Here is a 19156-nt window from a genome sequence, read left to right as displayed (position 1 = left end):
GAGCCTACATTGATATACTCACTCAACTAAATTTATCACTAAAGTCATAAAGAGAAGTAAATTTTATGGATTACCAATTTTCAGATGTCATCAATAGCATAGAGCCGTCATTTATACGTGAGATGCTCAAACTAACGACCAATAAAGAGATTATATCTTTTGCCGGTGGACTGCCAGATCCACAGTTGTTTCCCTATGAAGACATAAAAAACGCAACCAATAGTATGTTTGCCAAGCATAAAGAGTCCTTGTTTCAGTACTCTACGACAGAAGGTCACCAAGGCTTAAGAGACTGGATTGCCGCAAGGTTTTCAAAGGCTCACGATGTTGAGGTATCTGCGGATCAAGTGATGATCGTATCGGGATCGCAGCAGGCCCTAGATTTAGTGGGTAAGATATTTATCAACCCTCAGGATACAGTTGCTGTTGAAAGCCCAAGCTATTTGGGCGCTATTCAAGCATTTAAAATGTACAGTCCCAAATTGCAAGAAGTGCACTTAGCGACGGATGGTGTCGATATTGAGCAGCTGCAGCGCGTTATGGCGAGTGAAAAGACAAAGTTCTTTTATGGCATTCCTAATTTTCAAAATCCTACAGGCATCACCTATTCAGAAGATAAGCGTCGCCGCGTGGCTGATGTACTCAAAGCGTCCGGTAAGATTATGTTAGAAGATGACCCATATGGCGGGCTTAGGTTCCCAGGGACTAGCGACTCGACCCAATCGATTTATTCACTAGCGCCAGATAATGTCATTTATATGGGATCGTTCTCGAAGATATTCGTGCCTGGGTTTAGATTGGGCTGGGTTATTGCCCCCACTAAGATTATCACTAACCTTGTCATCGCCAAACAAGCGGCAGACTTACATACCAATTCCTTCGTGCAAGCCATACTTTATGAGTATGTTAAGACTCACAATCTTGATGAGCACATTGATCTGATCAAAACAGATTATGCCAAAAAGAAGCAGTATATGGTGGAGGCAATCAACACCCACATGGGGGATGCAATCGATATATACCCAACCAATGGCGGTATGTTTATCTGGATGAAAGTACATGGAGTAATCGCCTCGGATCTCATGCCTTACGCGATTAAACAAAATGTGGTTTTTGTACCAGGCGAGGCTTTTTCGCTATCAAAAGGCTATCAAGATCATATGAGGCTGAATTTTACCAATTTAGATTACGACCAGATTGATCAAGGGGTTATTAACCTGAAACAGGCTTTATTAGCTTATCGTCAGGATAATCCGCTGGAAGCTGCTAGTTAAATCGTTTGCCAATTAACGGAGCTGGCAATTAACGGAGCTGGCAATTAACGGAGCTGGCAATTAACGGTCAGCCAATTAGCGCTCCTATTGCTGAGCGTTATAAACAGGCTTGCGCTTTTCCATAAAAGCGCTGATGCCCTCTCTAAAGTCATCTGACTCTGCCAGCATCGTTTGCTGCTTTACTTCCATATCTAGTGCTTCGTTGAGGCCCATGAAGGCATGCACGTTGAGCATAAGCTTCATAGATGCTAGAGCTTTACTCGGTAGATTACTTAAGCGAGTGGCTAATGCCCAAACGGTCTCATCAAGCGCATCACTACTAACGACCTTATTGAGTAGATTCAGCCGCGCCATATCGTCTGCCGTAACTTTATCCCCGAGCATTACCAGCTCTGTGGTCTTTGCTGCGCCAATCAGTTGATTGAGCAAGTAGATACCACCAGCATCCGGAATGAGACCAATATTGACAAAGGCTTCAACAAATTTGGCATTGTCTGCCGCAATCCGGAAGTCACAAGTTAGCGCTAGATTCATCGCTGCACCAGCGACTGCACCCTCTAGCTTGGCAATGATAGGCTTGTGAATTTCGCGCAGCTTCATGCTCACTTCACCCACGCCATTTACCATGAGGTTCAGCTTATTCGCTAGGGCTTCCTTCTCCAGACCATCTGCTAGCATCTCACCGATATGACCACCACTTGAGAAGTTACCACCTGCACCTTGTAGGATAATTACTCGAACGTCTTCATCTTCATCGGCTTGGATAAGTGCCTCCATGACCCCGTGTTTGAGTCGGGTGCTAAAGGCGTTTAGCGTTTTTGGGTCGTTTAAGGTGATGGTCGCGATGTGGTCTTTGACTTGGTAACCGACGAGAGCGTTTGACATAGTTTAAGGCCTTTTAAGTGAGTCAATTGGTACGTTTTACAGTTTGATTATTGGCTGGTTAAATTGGTTCATTACTATATCAGGTTGGGGATATAAGGGAAGTTGGTTTTTTTGGAAAAGGTACTTTATCGTTATAAACGACGCTGGGCAAAATACTCAGCTTACGCGTACTATTAACCTTTACTATTAATATAGCTTCCAAAGAGGCAACAAATTGATTTACCTAATCTTAGATGTTTTCTATAACGATATCGGTGAACAAAGCACTGCCAAAGTATCTGGTATTCGCTTCCAAGGTATCGAGCAGAACGAAGTTTTGAGCGAGCATATTGTCACAGTAGACAATGTTGCCCCTTATGAATCAGGGCAGTTCTATAAACGCGAAATGCCTTGTCTGCTGGCGTTACTAGAAAAGATTGACGACCCTTATGATGTGATTATCATCGATGGGTATGTGTTTTTAGATGGGGTGAGCAAGCCAGGATTGGGCAAATATCTCTATGATAGCTTAGCCGTTAAAAAGCCAATCATTGGTATTGCTAAGAACCATTTTTATGATATTACTGAGGACTATGCCGTTTGGCGGGGTATTAGTAAGCATCCGCTATACGTGACGAGTGTCGGTATGGAAGTTGATAAAGCTAAGTATTTGGTGGCGAATCTAGCCGGTAAGCATAGGATGCCTACTATGCTCACCGCTGTGGATCAGTTGGGGCGGAATTGATCGGTAATGAAGATGGAGTTTTAAACTGTCTGTTGGGTGTCGCAAGCTTCACCCAACCTACCTTTAAATCTCTATTTTCCGCTAAAAGCCTCTAACACCGCTACAAACCTATCAATCTGCGCTTGAGGCGTCGCCCAAGATGTCACAAATCTGACCACGCTGCGGTCATCATCCAGCTTTTCCCAAGTATAAAAAGCAAAATAGTCCTCAAGATAATCAATCAGCGCTTGCGGCAAGATGGCAAAGACCTGATTGCTTTGCGTTTTGACGAATAGCTCACAACCCTTGCCTTGTAGGGCTGTGGCTAGTTGCTGCGCCATCGAGTTGGCATGACGACACATCTCTAGGTATTTATTGTCCCTTAGCAAAATGTCAAACTGCAATGCGAGCAGATAACCCTTCGCCAATAAGCCACCGTGCTGCTTCAGATAAATATTGAAATCTATGGCTAGCTGCTTATTCGGGATGATGATTACCTCACCAAACATCGCTCCCATCTTAGTGCCGCCAAGCCAAAATATATCGGCAAACTTAGCAATATCCGCTAAGGTAACTTGGGCTTGCTGCGCGTCACTGGCCAGTGCCGCCCCAAGACGCGCGCCATCGATAAATAGGTACATATCGTGATCACGGCAATAGGCAGACAGCTGCGCCAGCTCGTCGTAGCTATAGACCGTTCCCAGCTCAGTGGCATTGGAGATATAGACGGCCTTGGCACGGACGACGTGCGGCTTAAAGGCATGGCGTTGGCGAATCTCTTCAATCGCTTCGACGGTTAGCTTACCATCGGTCGCGTGGGTGGTAATGACCTTATGACCGGTGGCTTCAATCGCGCCCGCTTCGTTGACGGCGATATGACCGGACGTACAAGCGATAATGCCGTCAATAGGAGAGAGCATGGCGGCGATACAGACCAGATTGGCCTGCGTACCAGTGATACCAAAATGAATGGCGATGTCGTTATGCTGGTCGTCATTACCTAGCTGCTGGCGTAAGTTCTCGCGAACCTGCTCAGAGTAGTCATCAAAGCCGTAGCCAGTATGCTGCTGCAAGTGTGAGTCTTGAAGAGCGGCTAGAATATCAGGATGGGCGCTTTCGCTATAGTCGTTTAAAAAGCTATAGATCATAGGGGTCTCTCTTATTATTTAAGTGTGAATTCTTAATTGTTGGAGCTTCAATGACCACCAGTCTTTAATGACAGTCATTTTGAAGGTTGCCGCTGCTTAGAGCGGCATAAGTTAATCATAAAATTTTCAAAAGTTATAAAAAGGCTGCGGTTTAATACAGAGAAGTAGCATGTCATTAATCAAACTTACCGACGCTATCGGTTACGATGCCAAAGGTTGCAGCGCGTTTGCTAGTCTCTTCTGCCCAAGCTCGGTGGGTAGCAGGCTCGAGCATCGTGTTGTTGTACTTGAATACTGCCTTAGCTTCTATATCGAGTATGGCTTGCGCCTCGTCATATACAGTGGCAGGGACACGAAACGCTTGATGCACCAGTGCAATCTGCGATGGATGGATGACGGTCTTGCCAACCAATCCAAGCGAGACATCCTGCATTAGCTCTTGCATAAAGAGGGTAGGCTGGTCGAGATACTCAAAGACAGGAGCCGTTAGGTAAAAACCATAGGGCACAAAGCAGCCTAGCAGCTGAGAGATTAGCGTACCGATGGGAGTGTTATAAACACTAGTATTCTTAGGTCGGCGTAGGCGCAACGCCGCGAATAGATCGTTGCCACCGATACGTAGGGCGAATACGGCTTGGTCAAAGGCTTCTTTAAGAGCGACGGCCATCTCTTGATTGTGAATTGGATTAAATAACGCACCAGTCTCGAGTGTCGGCATCAGCAGACTGTGCGGCGAGATGTACTGACAGGCCATGCGCCAATTCGATAGGCTAGTCATATCGACTTTGGGCAGCACAAAGCCGTCAAGCAGGTCGATATGGTCAAAATCCGCCAGCTGTCTGAGCATCTGCGGATGCCGTGGCCGCACAAATACTAGCGGTCGATCAAAGGCGTCGCTTGTGGTATTGGTAGCTGCGCTATTATCACCATCAGCCGATAATGTCTGGAGGTGCTGCGCCCAAGTTGTCAGTAAGCTTTGTAGTTGAGTTAGCGCTATCTCTACATCCGTCTCACTTACTGAGTCTTCTAAGCATATGATGACGCTATTGATATTGCCAAGCTTAACACGGTTAATCACTTGCCAAATATCAGTGCGCGTCGCTGGCATATAAAGGCTTGCGCCAAGGGCGTAAGGATGTACCGAACTACGACGCAGCTCAGTATGTAGAGGAGTAGGGTTGACGATATCCGCATGCTTGGTCGTGTCAAACATGGTTAGGGTCGGCGGCTGGCTGTATGACATAAAGGGTGCTAGGCTCTTGTAAGGGTATCGGAGGTATTGAAAATAGTCGTGGCAGATTAAAGGCGCATAATAAAGGATAGCGCGGTTATTATGCCAGTGAAAAAATAGACTGATTTAGCAATTAGAACAAACTAATTGAAATCTATCATTAATCACGTTTTTTGATAATCGTCACGGCTTGATAAGGTAGAATCTGCTCACCAACTATCTGAACATCAACATGCTTTTGCGAGCACAAATGCCGCAGTAAAGTCGTGTCGGGGTGCTCGGCACTAGCAAGTAACACGCGCTCAGGGTCACGCCGCAGTAGCGCTCGTGTAGCTTCAGCAATGGTCGGCTTAATGCGGTTCATATTGTCGATGTGATAGCGCATCGCAAGCTTGTCAATAACGGCTCTAGTGCTGTACCGAGGCTGCTGATGTGTCGGTAGTCTCGTGGCTATGAAGTCCGAATTATTTAGCGATAGCCGCGCGGACTCAATGGTGTCGATGAAGTCGAGACTATGGTCAAATTTAGCTAAGTCGTGGTATAGCACGCTGCGGTGCAGACCTTGGGATAAGTCCGCTGATGGCTCAGTAAAGAGCGTCCTTGATATCAGTCCTGATACCGTACTGCCTAGTAGTCCTGACGGAATCAACCAATCATCGTTACTCGCAGCCAGCCAAGCCACACCCGCGGGGTCAGCTAGCGTCACTAACGGTATCACATTGTTATTATTGGACTGGTTTTGATGAAAGATATTGCTGTGACATTGATGCTGGTGGTCAGCGTAAGTCGCAAGACTGCGTACCAACTCACCGTAGATAGCACCTTTGCCGGTCCAACCATCGACGAATATGATGGGGCTATTAGGATGTGTATCAAGTAGCATCTGCATAGCGACAGGGTCAAGACCACGATCACGGATGATACTCATACCATAGTGACGGCTGGGCAGCGAATAAGAGGCGCTTGAATCAGCCAGTGCTCGCTGTAATAAAACCCCAATAGGCAGACCCGCTCGCACCAAGCTGACGATTACCAACGGCGCTACTGTTGTCACTTTATCTTTGAACAGTTCATGCAAGGTATGGGCGATATTGCTAATATCCGACGCCATCCTGTCGCGCCCTTGCGCCAAGGCTTGACGGTATAGCTGCTCGTGGGTATCGCTCGGCGCTTTCTCTAGGGTCAGCATGTCTGAATAATGCTGAGCGCCGGATTGGATCAACGCTTCTTTTTGCCGCACGGGTACATTGGCAACGCTGTCTTTATCGACGATATCGAGAAATAATGTGACGTCGTCACTGTGATAGCTACCTGATTGAACGGTAAGTTTGGGTGTCTTGATTTGCGTCATAACATTATAATCAGTAAGGGGTAGAGATTTAGAGGTTGCGAGAAGCTTTCCTAGCTTATCTTAATTGACTGTTCTAACACAGCTTTTCACTCAAGTGACTGTCTTTTAAAGCGCTCATGCAGTTGACCATGATTGGGAGTACCGTACCAATCTAATAACTGCAAAAATGGCAAATCCGCTAAGCTATCGCCAAAGCCAAAACTTGGCCGCTTGTTATCGAGGCAATGCTCTAATAAGAACTGTACCGCGTGCTGCTTATGAATGCTGTGCGGTAAGATTGCCATATTATTAGCATTGAGATGAATATAAAAGTCGTCAGTTATATTGGCGCTTAATTCAGACAGTTGAGTGGCAAAGTCGGCTAACGCTTGATGGTCTCGTTGTGAGTGTTTGACCGCGAGATAGATGATGAGCCGCTCATCACAAAAAATGTCGTCATGGACTGTCAGCTTTAGCTCAGCATTCTGAGTATCGTTGAAAGCTGCGATAGCATCGATTAATTGGCTTAGCTGCTCTTGTAGCGGGGCAAGCTCAGAGCGTATTTGCGCTTGCCAGTCAGGCTGCCGTGTCCCGTCTGGCTGGATAATAACTGCACCGTGGGTCAAAACTTGCCAACTATTAAAGGGTAATTTAACCCGCTTAATCTCTGTAGTGTCTCGGGCAGTGACTGCGATAAGCTCGGTGCTGGCAAGCAGCCAATTAAACATCGTGGCTTGGCGGATACTCATAAAGCTAAGCGGCTCATTTTGCTTATTTACTGAGGCGCAAACCAGCTTATCGGCATCGCTAGTGGGCAAGTCCCAAACATCTATTTTACGCTGGGTCTGAAATAATGTGTCGTCCAAATCCATTAAGGCGTAGGGTAGAATAATCTTGTGACTGGGCTGAAAGTAAGTGGGCATAGCCGTTGGGGAATTTTGCATCATTCTGGGTTTATTATTCCAATTGTTTCATTGTTCAATGATAAATCTCTATGGTGCTATCTTCGTACGGTTAGAGCATCTATCAGAGGTATAGACACAATATGTCTAAGCCGAAGCGAGTTCTAGCAGCTCAGGTAGAGGGTGGCATTAACCGCTAATGGGCGAAGAGCGCCGCAGCAGTATGATCAAAATAGCACTATTATAGAACCAGTTAGGGTTATAGACACCCTAATGGCGAGAGTTTGTTAATAGCGTGTTATTCACACTTTTGACACTTCGTTGCCCAGTCCGTGGGAGAGCTTACTGTGGCTGCTCTCTCTTGAGTCGCTATTGGTTTGGACTTATCGTCTTCTGACGTTGCTGCATAAAGGAGCAGCCGATGATGATAAATGAGCTGGACTAAGAACTCGTCTTCAGCAAGGCCAATCTACACTGTCGACTCTTGTAGCATTAGATGGGTATCGGTGTCTAGATTGAGCGTGAGCATCGGCATTACATTTCCATCATGAGTAGCCATGACTGCAAGTACCCAATTAACTCACGATTGGCAGAACAGTCGCTAAAGCTGGTAGCGTCATTTCATACTAGCACAAAGCTATTAAAGAATGATTACTAGCCTATTATTAATCCTTAACCTCATCGCATCGACACGTTCTAAATAGTAGCCAACATTTAAGCAGTAGCGGTACTTAGAATAATGAATGCCGTTAGGGGCTAATGGAAGTGGTATTACTCAGCTTTTAAAATCTTTTCTCAATTGACAGGCCTCTTATTTGCTCCGATTGTCCCTAATCGCTAAGAAAGACTAGAAAGCTAAGCTGGTTTCTGTTAGTTTGCCACAATTATTTTGACGCTATAGCCAATCTGCATCAAGCCTGATATGTTGAGCAGTAATTAACAGAATTTATAGCTGACCATCGATATAGTATAAGGCACTCGCTATGGAACGAAGGCACACCCCTATGGAACACAGAAATATCCCTATGGAAGAAAGACCGGTATTTATGCCTAGAGTAAATAGTGACAATCTGGTTAAGACGGATATGGTACATTTTGAGCGTCATGTTGGGTTTTCAAGCGCACAAAAGCGCAAGTCCATCAATGACCACCATTCTGTCATTCGCAAAAAATATGGCTTTAAAAAGGTTTTAGAATTATCTAGTAAGTCTAAAGATAAGCTGAGCGTGCCACTGAGTGGCTTTTATTTAAAGCTGACAGATCAAGATACTGGTCAACAATATAGCGTCGAAAATATCTTTCAAAGTAGTAAAGTATTTGAGCATGGTGGCCCTTATACAGATTTACTGACGGTGCCGCCTAGAAAAGCCAGAAAAGATGAGCGACTACAGAATTCAGGTAAATTAATTGGCTACAAGTTTCAGGGTATAGAATGGGATGTCGGGCCTTTGACAGCATTTTATGATTGGCTTTATGTGAATGCGCTGAAGCAAAATTCTCAGCTGCACGATGAGCTTATGCAGTATCAGGCCTTTACCGATATGACGTTTAATCCAAAGCGCGCTGTCCATTGTGAGGCATATTCGCTCGCTATGTTTGTCGCCCTTAAAAAAAGAGAGCTACTCGATAAAATCGCTGAGCCGATAGATTTCTTTAATTTATATAGTGAGTTTCCAGTAAGTAATACAGAGTATCTATTTGAAGGAGAATAGAACCCGTGAGACCATGAGCTAATCTGAGTAGCTATGTTTAAGTGATCTTATCTTATCTCAACAGCCCCTACCTCTAAATAGGAAGGGGCTATCTCATGTTATAAAAACATTTTTATGTTCGCCGTTAGTCCTCAGACCTGCGGACTGACCACCAGTACATTATCCAACTCTTGCCATGTAGCATCCACGCTAGCCGCTGGCGTCTCCACACACAAGATAATTAAGTCCCAATCATTAGGATTGACGTTATAGACAAAATTGGTCATACCCAGGCCATAATTATCGCTAAAGCTCATCATAGTAGTAATGGCACCGCCGAGTGCTATCGGGGAGCGAGTTAGGGCGCTGAACTTTACCGTAGGATTGTGGCTATGACCATGGCTATCTTGATCTTGGCTCTCTAACTGCTGTTCTAAATGCTCTGCCAGTAAGAAAGGTAGCCAAACAAATTCATTGCTGCCCAATACTAAAATACGTCTAGGCAAGTTGGCTGCGTCAAATTTATCTTGATGCGCAAAACGAGCAAAAGCTAATTCAAACTGTGCTAAATAAGGCGCAAAGCCATCGGTGCTGTCTAGCGTTGGCTGCCGTCCCCAGTTTCCTGTATGCCCGAGTGGCTGAGTACCTGCCTCTGTGGTATCAACACTAGGCATGGTAATAGATTTAGGGTTTGGGGCGTCGGTCCAATGCCAAGCACCCGCTAACAAGTGATGACGATGGAAATCAATTCCGACCAGCCTGTCTGCGATATGGTCATCCGTATCAGAACTACCTAACGACCAATCGACCAAGGTGGTGAGACGAACTTGCTCAAGTTGAGTTAGACCAGCCTCGCGTAAGGCAGTGACAACATTGACACAGGTATTGCCCGTGGAAGCTTCGTCATCGACCATGATAAGGGTTTTGCTTGCTAGTAACTGCGCTCGAACGGCTGCGTCATCACTTTGATAGATCAAATGGCTGCTGGCATGACTATGGTCTTCGCTAAAGGTGGTGAAAAGCGTGCCATTAGCTTGTGCGTGACGGGTAGAGTTGAGCAGTATCGCCTTAGCATAGCGTGATTGTAGGGCTTGATGAACCCCTGCCGATAGCCCTACTGCTGTCTCTGCCATACCGACGACGAGGATTGGCTCTGGTAGGTTATCAGGAAGTAAATTAGCTAAGTCAGTAAAAGCACGACGCATGATACTGGGCGCAACTGGAATATGGCGACCTAAGACTTTGGAGACGAATAAAAACGCGCGCTTAGGATTGATGCGCTGAGCGAAGCCGAGTAAGTCATCCAATTGATAGGGCTGCTGTGAGCTTGTGGTTGGCTTGATTTGGTAGGTCAGGTCAAGATTGCCTCGGGGCAGGGTGATGGTGGTGTGGTGCTGGTCTAACATTTAATTTCCTTAAGTTTTACGCACTTTTTCTAAAATACTTATCGATTTTTTGTATCACTTTACCCCTCACAGCCCACTAGCCACAACGCCCCTCGGCTTTGTTTGCTTAATTGTGGAGTGGTTAACGGTGCGGACGATAGCAGAGACTGAGTGCCATATTGAGTATGGGCATTAGTACTGATACTGGGACTATCTGTTAGGCTAATGCCGGCGCTAGTGAGTAGGGCAGATAATAGCTGAAATTTTACCGCATAGTTCATGTTTTGCGCATGCTCATGACTCAGACTAGCAGTCACCATACCGATGACCTCACCCGTCGGTAGCAGTAATGGACTGCCACTAGAGCCAGGCTGAATGGGTGCGGTAAATTGCAGATAGCGAATGTCATTGCCAAAGCCAGTCAATGCTGAGATACACCCTTGCGTCACTTGCAACTGACTACTGATTCCTGATAGGGGATACCCTAGCGTGGTGATGGTCTCACCCAAGATGTCGTAGCAGCCCTGAGCTAGAGGTAGGTAGCAGGGCGGTAGTGGCTCAGCAACTTTGATAATCGCTGTATCGCTACCGATATCAGCGAGCACCACTTGCGCCTCACGGTCCGCTTGACCTTGCTGACGAATACCAATTAGGGCAGCAGATTCGATGACATGATAGCAAGTCAGCAGATGATAGGCATCAATAGCAAAGGCCGTACCTGTCCAAATCTCACCCGGTTGGACTTGGCGCGGCGCTCGGTGTAACTCATTTGCTGCACCGTTTCGCTGCTGACCTTGTTGCTGACTTTGCGCCTCTTGGATCAGTGCATGAACATTTGGCGGCCTCACATCGAGGCTGACCTGAACGCGTTGCTCAAGGCTATTTAGACCTTGGGTCGAAGTTTCTCCCAGTGCTCGGCATTTAAACTGGCCATTACGCTGGTATATCTCTAGCACAATGGCAGCTTTGACATGGCGCTCTGTGGCTTTAAAGTCATACTGAACCGCGTCATTATCGATGCTCAAGTGAATACTACCCAGCTCGACTGCTGGCAGGTTGAGACTTGGCTCATGATAGACGTAGGCAATAAGCTGAAGGAAACTTACCCCTTGCTCATTAAATAGCTTGGGTAAGTCAAGCTGCCAAGTGCTAGGTTGATTAGAGTGATCCAGACGCGCCCAGTCTTTAGGTTCGTGTAGATACGCCGGACTACAGGCGGCTTTGCGGTTAGTATCTAAAGGCAGCCACAGCAGGCCAATTTGTTGACCAAATTGTAGCGGGTCTGAGCTGCTAAATGATATCGAACATTGTCCTTGCGAAATAACAGTATTCGCTCCCAATACTAGCGTCGTCTGATCAGTCATATGCTTGGCAGTCCTTAAGTCGGGTTATTTTTATCCGGTATCATTTTTATGAACATTGTGGATTATTGTAGGGTTAATCTAGTCTAGCGGTTTTTAAGACGTTGGCATGTGATTTAAACTTATTAGTCAGGTAATATTATCAAAATATCTTTTGCTCATTTTAGTGAACCCATGTACAGTGGGCAGCGTATTTATAGAGGTAGAGAGATGAGTAATATCAATAAAATACCGACATTTGGCGAGCTGCTAAATGCAGGAATTCAAACGATAAAAAATTTGAGCAACAGAAACACGATTGGTCAGACAGTATTTTTTCGGGAGTTTGAAAAGCTAGCGAAAATTGTACCGGAGCATAAAAAGCTCACTTATATGAGCACTTATGATATCCGCAACGAGTGCCGTGAAGGCACACCTTGTTATGATGAATTGGTAGATTTAGTGTTGTTGTGTTTATCCGCTATTGGACTCATCAAAGAAAATTGCTTTAGCCTAGTGCCTAATCTTAATCAAAATTTTGCTAATTTTATTACCTTTGACGAAAAAGTAACACCTAAGAATATCATTAGGATAGATCCGCTTGGCAAAATTTACTTTTGGATGACAGGCAGCAATTTTACGAAGTATATTAGTGAGGGTATTCCTAATAATGATTTTATTGCAGATTTAGATAGGCTTGATAATAAAGCTTTTGCAGATTTAAAAAAAGCCAATATTGCTGCTTATGGCAAAAACGGTGATCCTCTGCTAAATCATTTAATTGACGAGTCCATGCGCCGAACGTCTATCTTTATGAATAACTATGCTGATGCCACCATTGCCAATGACTTTGTCAAAGTAACGCCGGACATGATTATGGTGCAGTTGGAGAGCTTATCACCTCTACAGTTTGAATGGTTTTGCTTAAAGCTGGTTGAGCGTTCTTTAGAGATTGAAAGTCCAGAGAGTAATCTCACAGCTCGTCATACAGGCCGATCGAATGATAACGGTATTGATGGCCTTATTAGCCAAGATTTTCCTAGTGGCGAAGTTCACACTTATTACATCCAAGCCAAACTATATAGTGCCGGTAACAATGTCTCAAATGGTGAGTTAAGAAACTTTATAGGCGCCTTTCCTCCGCAATATACGACTCATCACGGTATATTTATTACCACCACAGGTTTTACTAGACCTGCTAAGGATTATGCGGATTCTATTGATACCCACAGCCTTATTCTTATTGATCAAATGGGATTAATTGAGCTTATGATGGAGCATAAAGTGGGGCTTAAAGAGGTCAATGCAAAGCCAAAGCTATTATTGGATAGTGAGTTTTTTGAAAAGATTAAAACCTATTAATACGGCAATAATTTTTAAGATAGTATGATTAATGACTTATAGCGTTACTGAGATAGTAAAGGGGTAGTGGTGACATAAATAACTCACATTGCCACTACCTAGTAACCATAGTCTATGATCTAAAGTAGGGTGCGCCAAAGCTATGTCAATCATAGCTTATAAATTCCTTAAAATCCTGCAAGGTCTACGTCGGGTGTAGCGGTTTGATAAAATAGGGGCATAATAGATTTGGAATACAACAGCAGATTATGGTTTTTATCAACAGTAACATCAGTCTTGATGACAGCGAAGTAGACATTAGCGCCATCCGTGCACAAGGTGCGGGTGGGCAGAATGTCAATAAAGTCTCATCGGCCATTCATTTGCGCTTCGATATCAATGCCTCAAGTCTGAGCGACCTGCATAAGCAGCGCTTACTCGATAGCAAAGACAGCCGTATAACCAAAGATGGCGTGCTTATTATCAAAGCGCAGCAGTTTCGCACCCAAGAAAAAAACAAAGCCGATGCCTTTGAGCGTCTGCAAGAGTTTATCACCAAAGCCATCCACGTGAATAAAACCAGACGACCTACCAAACCAAGCCGGAACGCTCGGCGTAAACGTGTGGATCAAAAAACCCAACGTGGCAGAACGAAGGCGCTTCGGGGTAAGGTTGATTATTAATAGTTGGTTGGATATTAGGTAAGGGCATATAAGGAAACTGTGATTCGGAACTTAGCTAGATATTGATTGGCTGGTTTACAAAGTTCTAGAAACTTACCACCGCGAGGTTTCTTAAAGGGCGTAAAGGTCTGTTCATGTCAATTAGCAATTCCTTGACAACCATTATCGGTTAAGACTTTAGTACTGTCAGGTAACCAAAATTAGGACAAGTGTCTTTATAAAACTTAAAGTCGTAAACAGCGCCGCGACAAGTCTGAACGTCTAGTATTAGTCCTGTTTTCCAGTGCACAATAACTTGAGCTTTTTAGCTGTGTTGTTTTTTCTTATCGCTGTAGTCATCTCTTTGATTTTTTTAGTTGCTCAATCGGGGTTTCGGTAGCATCAACGATAACCACTTACTAATCAATGTTGGCATCGACTCTGTTAGGAAACTTTTTAGGCAATTCAAACTTGCCCGAATCTGTGAGTATGTCTTTTACCACGTATCAGTTTTAAACAGGATTAACCATACTAAAAAGTGTAATACTTGCGTATAAATAATAGGACAATTAAATATGAACAACATTTTTTATTGAAGGGTGAAGGAAATCTATATCAGTACCAGCCATGTATAACTACTATCGAGGATAGTAGAAGCTTTATAACTTACTTTAAGCTTAGCACCGTGATGTACATTTAGACTTGTAAAAAATAGAATTAATCTTCTAATTCCAATACGCCCGAATGCGATTAATCTTACCTTTAAGTCCGTGCTCCTCGCGCAAGTAAGCTTTAATCGGCTTAAAGTCTGCCTTACCGATAGCGCCCCAAGCGCAGTCGATCTTTTTATCTTGAGCTTTGATAAGATCAATCACCGCTTGCGCCAGATTATCAGTGTCTACCGTGTTGATATAGTGGATGACTAACTTATCTTGTAACCCATCAGACAAAACAATTTGCTCCATATAGTCAAAGTCAGCCTTGTCATTGGTAATGGCAATAACGATAGGCGTAGTTTCGTGTTGCCAGCGCTCCAGCATCGCTGCAACCGATGGCATGGAGGTCTCATCACAGATAAATAGCGGCTGACCCATGGTCATAAGCTTAATGGTTTCTTCGTAGTCGTTATCAGCATAAATAATATCGCCTGCTTTTAATGACTTTGCCCACTCGCTTCCGGGGCTGCCTTCGTGAATATAGATATCGACCTCACCTATTAAGGCGGTTGTTGATTCTGGCAGTTGCGGCTTATGCAGCTGTCTTAGGGTATAGTAGCGGCCTTCGTCTCGACCTGCTACTTTCTCCTCCAGCTTGTCCCGCTGCGCTTCAGGCAAGCGTTTTAATATTTCAAAAAATATGATGGAGCCTTGCTTTTTGGCAGTGGCGATAATCTTGTCGCTAAAGGGCAGTTGTGTGATGGTAGGCTGTAGTTGTTGCCAAATCTGTCGAGGCAGCTTATAGATATCAATATCAGTTTTAGCGTTATCTACTTGATCATCTTTTTTACTTAATGTGGTTAAGACAAACCGATAAGCAAAGCCGGGGTCATCAGTTGGCAGAGGCACATCACTGGTCAGATACAGCCTGAGCATATTGGGGGTGACATACTCGCTTTTACTCACAGTGAAGTAGTGGCGAGTCACTTTGCTGGGTGTTACCTCTTCCATGTTACCTTGACGTATCATTGCTTCATAAAACAGATAGTAAGCACGCTCTATGAGAGACACATCCTGAATGCGAAACGGCACAAAGACATTTTGACTGGCAAGATGCTGTTTGACAGTATCGACTGGTATTTCAGCAGCTAACGCTTCGCTTGCAGGGTCGGTTTCCGACTGCTGTGGCTGCGCATTTTCGTGTGACTGCGCGTTAAGCGTGGCATCATCGAGTACCACATCATCAGGAATATATTGAACCAATACTCCCTCTTGATAGATCTCTGTAACTATCGGCAAAGCTTGCTGATGGCTACGCGCGTCAGTGAAAGCATTCATTACCTGCAGCAGCTCGGTACGTCGATAGGTGTGAATATAGTCGATTACCTCTGCTTTATCCTGCGCGTCTTCACCTATAAGCGGCGTGCGCTGCTGATCATCAAAGCTGGTAAATAGCATCCGATTACTAATCTCTGAGCCAAGCGTCTTAACTTTGCTAAGTGTCGCTAAAATATCCATTATCTTGCTCCATTATTAGTTATTGATTGCTATAGCCTCTATTTAAACTTTCGCATCATTACTAAGAAATACGCACCGCCAATAAGTGATGCCAAAATACCTGCAGGTATCTCATAAGGAAATATCGCATAGCGGCCGATCCAGTCTGCCGTTAGCATCACTAATGCGCCAAGTAAGGCAGCTAGTGGCAATTGCTTGTCTATCTGCACCGCGCCAAATGAGCGTGCCAATTGCGGCACCATCAGCCCAATAAAGCTGAGTGGTCCGACCGTCACGGTGGCAATGGTGCTTAAAATAGCTACAAATACCAGCAACCCTGCTTGACTAGCCTTAACCGATAACCCTCGTCCCTTTGCCACAGGCTCGGTTAGGGTGAGTAACTTAAGCGGTTTAATCGTCAGCCAGCTGACCAGATAAGTAAGAATGGCCAAGCCGAGTAAAATATAGGCTATCTGCGGCATGATGTGATAGGTCGTGCCCGACAGCCAGTTTAAGATGGCTTGTAGTCTGGGGTCTTGGCTAAAGCCAATAATGACATTAAAAGAGGTGGTCAGCGCACCAATGGCAATCCCAATTAATAGTAGATAGCTGCTATGCACTTGACTGGCTAACCACAGGATAACCATTAAAGTAATCAAAGCGCCTAATACACCAAAACCTAGCACCCCTATAATTGGCAAATTAGGAATAAACATAAACGAGAGCACCATGGTAATAGATGCCGCCGAGCTGATACCTAGCACTTCAGGGCTTGCCATCGGGTTGCGGGTCATCTGCTGTAATACCACACCCGCGATGGCTAAAATCACACCAGTCGAGGCAGCGCCTAAGCTACGACCTAACCGGAACTGCATGATATAGTCAGGGTTAAAGGAGAACTGCCAGCCATGAGCCGTTTGAACGAATACTAGGAAGTAGCCAAATAGGAAAATTAGAGGAGTGATGTACAACCACCAGTCAATTTTGCGGCGCTCTAGTACAATGTCATAGGCGTCTTCAGTCTTAGTTTGTTTGGGCTGCTTAAGGATAAGCCAAATGATCAGTGGTGCACCGAGCACGCCAGTTAATGTACCCGCTGGCAGTGGGAATGGCAACTCGACGTAGTGGGTAAATATGTTGATTAGATTGTTAGTGAGCCATAGCAGCAAACCACCAAGCAAAAACCCAAACAACAGGCGTTGACGGATATTGCGCACTTGCATGGCGTTGACCATGGTGGCTGCACCTAAGCCGACAAAGCCAATGAGGCCGACTTTACTGACTACCATGGCCGTCAATACCGCACAAAGGATAAAGACCCCGATACGCAGCCATTGCACCGGTAATCCTAACCTTGTTGCTTGCGCGTCGTCGAGTGACATGAGCATGAGCGGTTTGCTCAGTAGCATCAAGATGGGCAGAGTAACTAGGCTTGCGATAATCAAATGTTGCAATGGTTGCCAGCGGTCTTGGTACAACAGGCCGCTGCTCCAAAGGGTTAGACTTGCAAAATACTCGGTATCAAATATCATCATTAGGCTGATAAACGAGCTGGCAAAGATACTGACTACAAAGCCTGCGATGATCAGCACTAGAGGGTCAAGTTTGCTGGGCAAGGCTATTAATACAACAACACCTAGGGAGATTAACGAGCCAATAAACGCCACCCAAAAGCTGCCATAAATAGCCCAGCTTGGGAAAAATAGCATGGCTAACACCATGGCAAATAATGCCCCGCTACCAACAGCAAGGGTACTATCAGAGGCAAGGTTGTTTCTCACCACTTGTTGGAGTAACACGCTGACCACAGCCAATAGACCACCACAAAAAAAGGCCATTCCTGACTCAGCTAATAAGATAAGCTGGGTGATCATGGCTTTGGGTTCAAGCATGGCAGGATCAGTCAGTAAACCATCAAGCGGCCATTGCCATTTTAAGTCGATCAAGTAGGTAAATGAGGCTAAAGTGATGAGGGTAAATAGCGCAATAAGTATGCTGTATTTAGCTGAAAACTTGGATTTTGCGGCAGGTAAAACTGGAGACGTACTCATTGGGCTGCCTCCGTAGCCGTGACAGCTTTGCCTGCTAGGTATTCGTAGCTAAATTCGTTTGTGGTTTGGGTAGTGACGGCGCGTTCAAGACTTTCGGCGAAAGTGACCATAGTATACATACCCCCTCTAACCCAAACAGGATCTATAAAATATATACAAGCATTTGGTTTAAAGAAAGGTGAGTTCTGCCAGATTTGACTATTGATAAAGTTATATTTAAATAGTTCAGAAAATGGCTTCTTGATTATTAAGCATGTGTCGTCAGGTAGCTCATATAAGGAATGAACTGGTTTAATTAGCCAGCCAGACTCATCAGGTAAACCGAGTGAGATTAATTCTAACCCCATCATATCAGCTGCTAATGAAACTGCATTGCTTACAGGTGTAACCACTATTTCTCTATTATCCAAAAACTCAATAACAATAATCTTTCTATTATCTCCTATGTATTGGCGTATCGTATGACCTGCTTGAATTATTCTGTTATGGCTGTCTCTAATATAGCGCTCGGCTTGGTCAGTTTGATTAGTACTATTACCAATTAATCGTACTATATTAGCGTATTTACCCCAAGAAGGTACTTTTCCACGCTTATTGGTTTGCATACCAAAATCTATCATTGTGATGGGTAGATGGGTATCCTCAAGTCTCGTAGATAATTTATAAGTAGTTGTATCTATCATTAAATCTAATTTAAGTTGTGACATAACCTCCTTACTAGGTTGACCTCTAAACCCCACATCAATAATCTCAAGTGAAAGTCTAGGCTTGCTCACTATCTGTGGATATAGCTTTTTATCTCCCATGGCAGTTGGTGGGTGACCCATTTCAATCATAGTTGCCACCACCCCCCACTCAGGTGTATATACTTTCATTCCATCAGGGAAACCCTTCTGCATATTTGTTTGATTTTGTGTAGTAATATGTGCTTTAGTAGACAGTAGTAATACAAGACATATACTTAAGAGTAGTAGGCATTTTTTTCTATTTTTTATCATAAATTTTACAAAACTAATTTTTTAAATTTATAATATAATAATGTTTAATTTCATCAAGACCC

15 protein-coding genes are annotated in these 19156 nt (G+C 44.5%); 5 read left to right on the top strand and 10 right to left on the bottom strand.

All coding sequences use genetic code 11. The annotated features are described in order from the left end of the window. The first annotated feature begins 65 nt into the window (after positions 1–65). Entirely contained in the window at positions 66–1274 is a 1209-nt protein-coding gene (locus EGV92_RS13065; protein WP_131669754.1) for an aminotransferase-like domain-containing protein, read from the top strand. Positions 1275–1358: 84 nt separating this feature from the next. Here EGV92_RS13065 and EGV92_RS13060 read toward each other — a convergent pair whose 3' ends face one another. Further along, entirely contained in the window at positions 1359–2159 is an 801-nt protein-coding gene (locus EGV92_RS13060) for an enoyl-CoA hydratase/isomerase family protein (RefSeq protein WP_131669753.1), read from the bottom strand. Positions 2160–2373: 214 nt separating this feature from the next. Between EGV92_RS13060 and EGV92_RS13055 the strand changes: the two genes are divergently transcribed. After that, a complete protein-coding gene (locus EGV92_RS13055) occupies positions 2374–2883 on the top strand; it encodes an endonuclease V (RefSeq protein WP_131669752.1) in 510 nt (169 codons plus the stop codon). A 71-nt stretch (positions 2884–2954) separates the two neighbouring features. Here EGV92_RS13055 and EGV92_RS13050 read toward each other — a convergent pair whose 3' ends face one another. From EGV92_RS13050 to EGV92_RS13035, 4 genes are all read right to left on the bottom strand, one after another. Then, positions 2955–4010 (bottom strand): threonine aldolase family protein, encoded by a 1056-nt coding sequence (locus EGV92_RS13050; RefSeq protein ID WP_242678751.1) that lies wholly within the window; start codon positions 4008–4010, stop codon positions 2955–2957. A 175-nt stretch (positions 4011–4185) separates the two neighbouring features. Then, positions 4186–5253: an HpcH/HpaI aldolase/citrate lyase family protein gene (locus EGV92_RS13045; protein WP_242678749.1), complete on the bottom strand. Its 1068-nt coding sequence runs from the start codon at positions 5251–5253 to the stop codon at positions 4186–4188. A 148-nt stretch (positions 5254–5401) separates the two neighbouring features. Next, positions 5402–6592 carry a cysteine protease StiP domain-containing protein gene (locus EGV92_RS13040; RefSeq protein ID WP_131669751.1) on the bottom strand — a complete coding sequence of 397 codons (1191 nt, stop codon included), beginning with the start codon at positions 6590–6592 and terminating at the stop codon, positions 5402–5404. An 86-nt stretch (positions 6593–6678) separates the two neighbouring features. Next, a complete protein-coding gene (locus EGV92_RS13035) occupies positions 6679–7518 on the bottom strand; it encodes an HAD hydrolase family protein (protein WP_423227918.1) in 840 nt (279 codons plus the stop codon). 959 nt (positions 7519–8477) lie between these two features. On the opposite strand from EGV92_RS13035, the gene EGV92_RS13030 reads away from it, so the two are divergent. Beyond that, positions 8478–9185: a DarT1-associated NADAR antitoxin family protein gene (locus EGV92_RS13030; RefSeq protein WP_131669750.1), complete on the top strand. Its 708-nt coding sequence runs from the start codon at positions 8478–8480 to the stop codon at positions 9183–9185. 131 nt (positions 9186–9316) lie between these two features. Here EGV92_RS13030 and EGV92_RS13025 read toward each other — a convergent pair whose 3' ends face one another. Next, positions 9317–10570, bottom strand: coding sequence for a phosphoribosyltransferase domain-containing protein (locus tag EGV92_RS13025; protein ID WP_131669749.1), 1254 nt, complete (start codon positions 10568–10570; stop codon positions 9317–9319). Between the two features lie 59 nt (positions 10571–10629). Next, a complete protein-coding gene (locus EGV92_RS13020; protein ID WP_131669748.1) occupies positions 10630–11913 on the bottom strand; it encodes a S1C family serine protease in 1284 nt (427 codons plus the stop codon). A gap of 207 nt (positions 11914–12120) precedes the next feature. Between EGV92_RS13020 and EGV92_RS13015 the strand changes: the two genes are divergently transcribed. Next, on the top strand, positions 12121–13251 hold the full coding sequence (locus EGV92_RS13015) for a restriction endonuclease (protein WP_131669747.1): 1131 nt from the start codon (positions 12121–12123) through the stop codon (positions 13249–13251). A 248-nt stretch (positions 13252–13499) separates the two neighbouring features. Beyond that, the gene (arfB, locus tag EGV92_RS13010; RefSeq protein ID WP_131669746.1) at positions 13500–13913 is read left to right on the top strand and encodes an alternative ribosome rescue aminoacyl-tRNA hydrolase ArfB; all 414 of its coding nucleotides are present in this window, start codon (positions 13500–13502) and stop codon (positions 13911–13913) included. 704 nt (positions 13914–14617) lie between these two features. Here the strand turns inward: arfB and EGV92_RS13005 are convergent. From EGV92_RS13005 to EGV92_RS12995, 3 genes are read right to left on the bottom strand one after another with little or no spacing between them, the layout of a single operon-like run. Continuing rightward, positions 14618–16066 carry a siderophore-interacting protein gene (locus EGV92_RS13005; protein WP_131669745.1) on the bottom strand — a complete coding sequence of 483 codons (1449 nt, stop codon included), beginning with the start codon at positions 16064–16066 and terminating at the stop codon, positions 14618–14620. A gap of 38 nt (positions 16067–16104) precedes the next feature. Further along, positions 16105–18096, bottom strand: a complete 1992-nt coding sequence (fhuB, locus tag EGV92_RS13000) for a Fe(3+)-hydroxamate ABC transporter permease FhuB (protein WP_131669744.1) — start codon at positions 18094–18096, stop codon at positions 16105–16107. Further along, positions 18093–19094 carry an ABC transporter substrate-binding protein gene (locus tag EGV92_RS12995; protein WP_131669743.1) on the bottom strand — a complete coding sequence of 334 codons (1002 nt, stop codon included), beginning with the start codon at positions 19092–19094 and terminating at the stop codon, positions 18093–18095. The genes fhuB and EGV92_RS12995 overlap by 4 nt, the downstream gene beginning before the upstream one ends. Between the last annotated feature and the right edge of the window lie 62 nt (positions 19095–19156).

The sequence above is a fragment of the Psychrobacter pygoscelis genome (assembly GCF_004335015.1).
Lineage (GTDB): Bacteria > Pseudomonadota > Gammaproteobacteria > Pseudomonadales > Moraxellaceae > Psychrobacter > Psychrobacter pygoscelis.
This window is presented reverse-complemented; position numbering and strand designations above follow the sequence as displayed.

What these genes read in the sequence shown, in the direction of transcription:
- EGV92_RS13035 (WP_423227918.1), bottom strand. Translation starts at nt 7,518, where the DNA reads ATGATGCAAAATTCCCCAACGGCTATGCCCACTTACTTTCAGCCCAGT.
- EGV92_RS12995 (WP_131669743.1), bottom strand. Translation starts at nt 19,094, where the DNA reads ATGATAAAAAATAGAAAAAAATGCCTACTACTCTTAAGTATATGTCTT.
- EGV92_RS13060 (WP_131669753.1), bottom strand. Translation starts at nt 2,159, where the DNA reads ATGTCAAACGCTCTCGTCGGTTACCAAGTCAAAGACCACATCGCGACC.
- EGV92_RS13065 (WP_131669754.1), top strand. Translation starts at nt 66, where the DNA reads ATGGATTACCAATTTTCAGATGTCATCAATAGCATAGAGCCGTCATTT.
- fhuB (WP_131669744.1), bottom strand. Translation starts at nt 18,096, where the DNA reads ATGAGTACGTCTCCAGTTTTACCTGCCGCAAAATCCAAGTTTTCAGCT.
- EGV92_RS13030 (WP_131669750.1), top strand. Translation starts at nt 8,478, where the DNA reads ATGGAACACAGAAATATCCCTATGGAAGAAAGACCGGTATTTATGCCT.
- EGV92_RS13015 (WP_131669747.1), top strand. Translation starts at nt 12,121, where the DNA reads ATGAGTAATATCAATAAAATACCGACATTTGGCGAGCTGCTAAATGCA.
- arfB (WP_131669746.1), top strand. Translation starts at nt 13,500, where the DNA reads ATGGTTTTTATCAACAGTAACATCAGTCTTGATGACAGCGAAGTAGAC.
- EGV92_RS13040 (WP_131669751.1), bottom strand. Translation starts at nt 6,592, where the DNA reads ATGACGCAAATCAAGACACCCAAACTTACCGTTCAATCAGGTAGCTAT.
- EGV92_RS13020 (WP_131669748.1), bottom strand. Translation starts at nt 11,913, where the DNA reads ATGACTGATCAGACGACGCTAGTATTGGGAGCGAATACTGTTATTTCG.
- EGV92_RS13025 (WP_131669749.1), bottom strand. Translation starts at nt 10,570, where the DNA reads ATGTTAGACCAGCACCACACCACCATCACCCTGCCCCGAGGCAATCTT.
- EGV92_RS13045 (WP_242678749.1), bottom strand. Translation starts at nt 5,253, where the DNA reads ATGTCATACAGCCAGCCGCCGACCCTAACCATGTTTGACACGACCAAG.
- EGV92_RS13050 (WP_242678751.1), bottom strand. Translation starts at nt 4,010, where the DNA reads ATGATCTATAGCTTTTTAAACGACTATAGCGAAAGCGCCCATCCTGAT.
- EGV92_RS13005 (WP_131669745.1), bottom strand. Translation starts at nt 16,066, where the DNA reads ATGGATATTTTAGCGACACTTAGCAAAGTTAAGACGCTTGGCTCAGAG.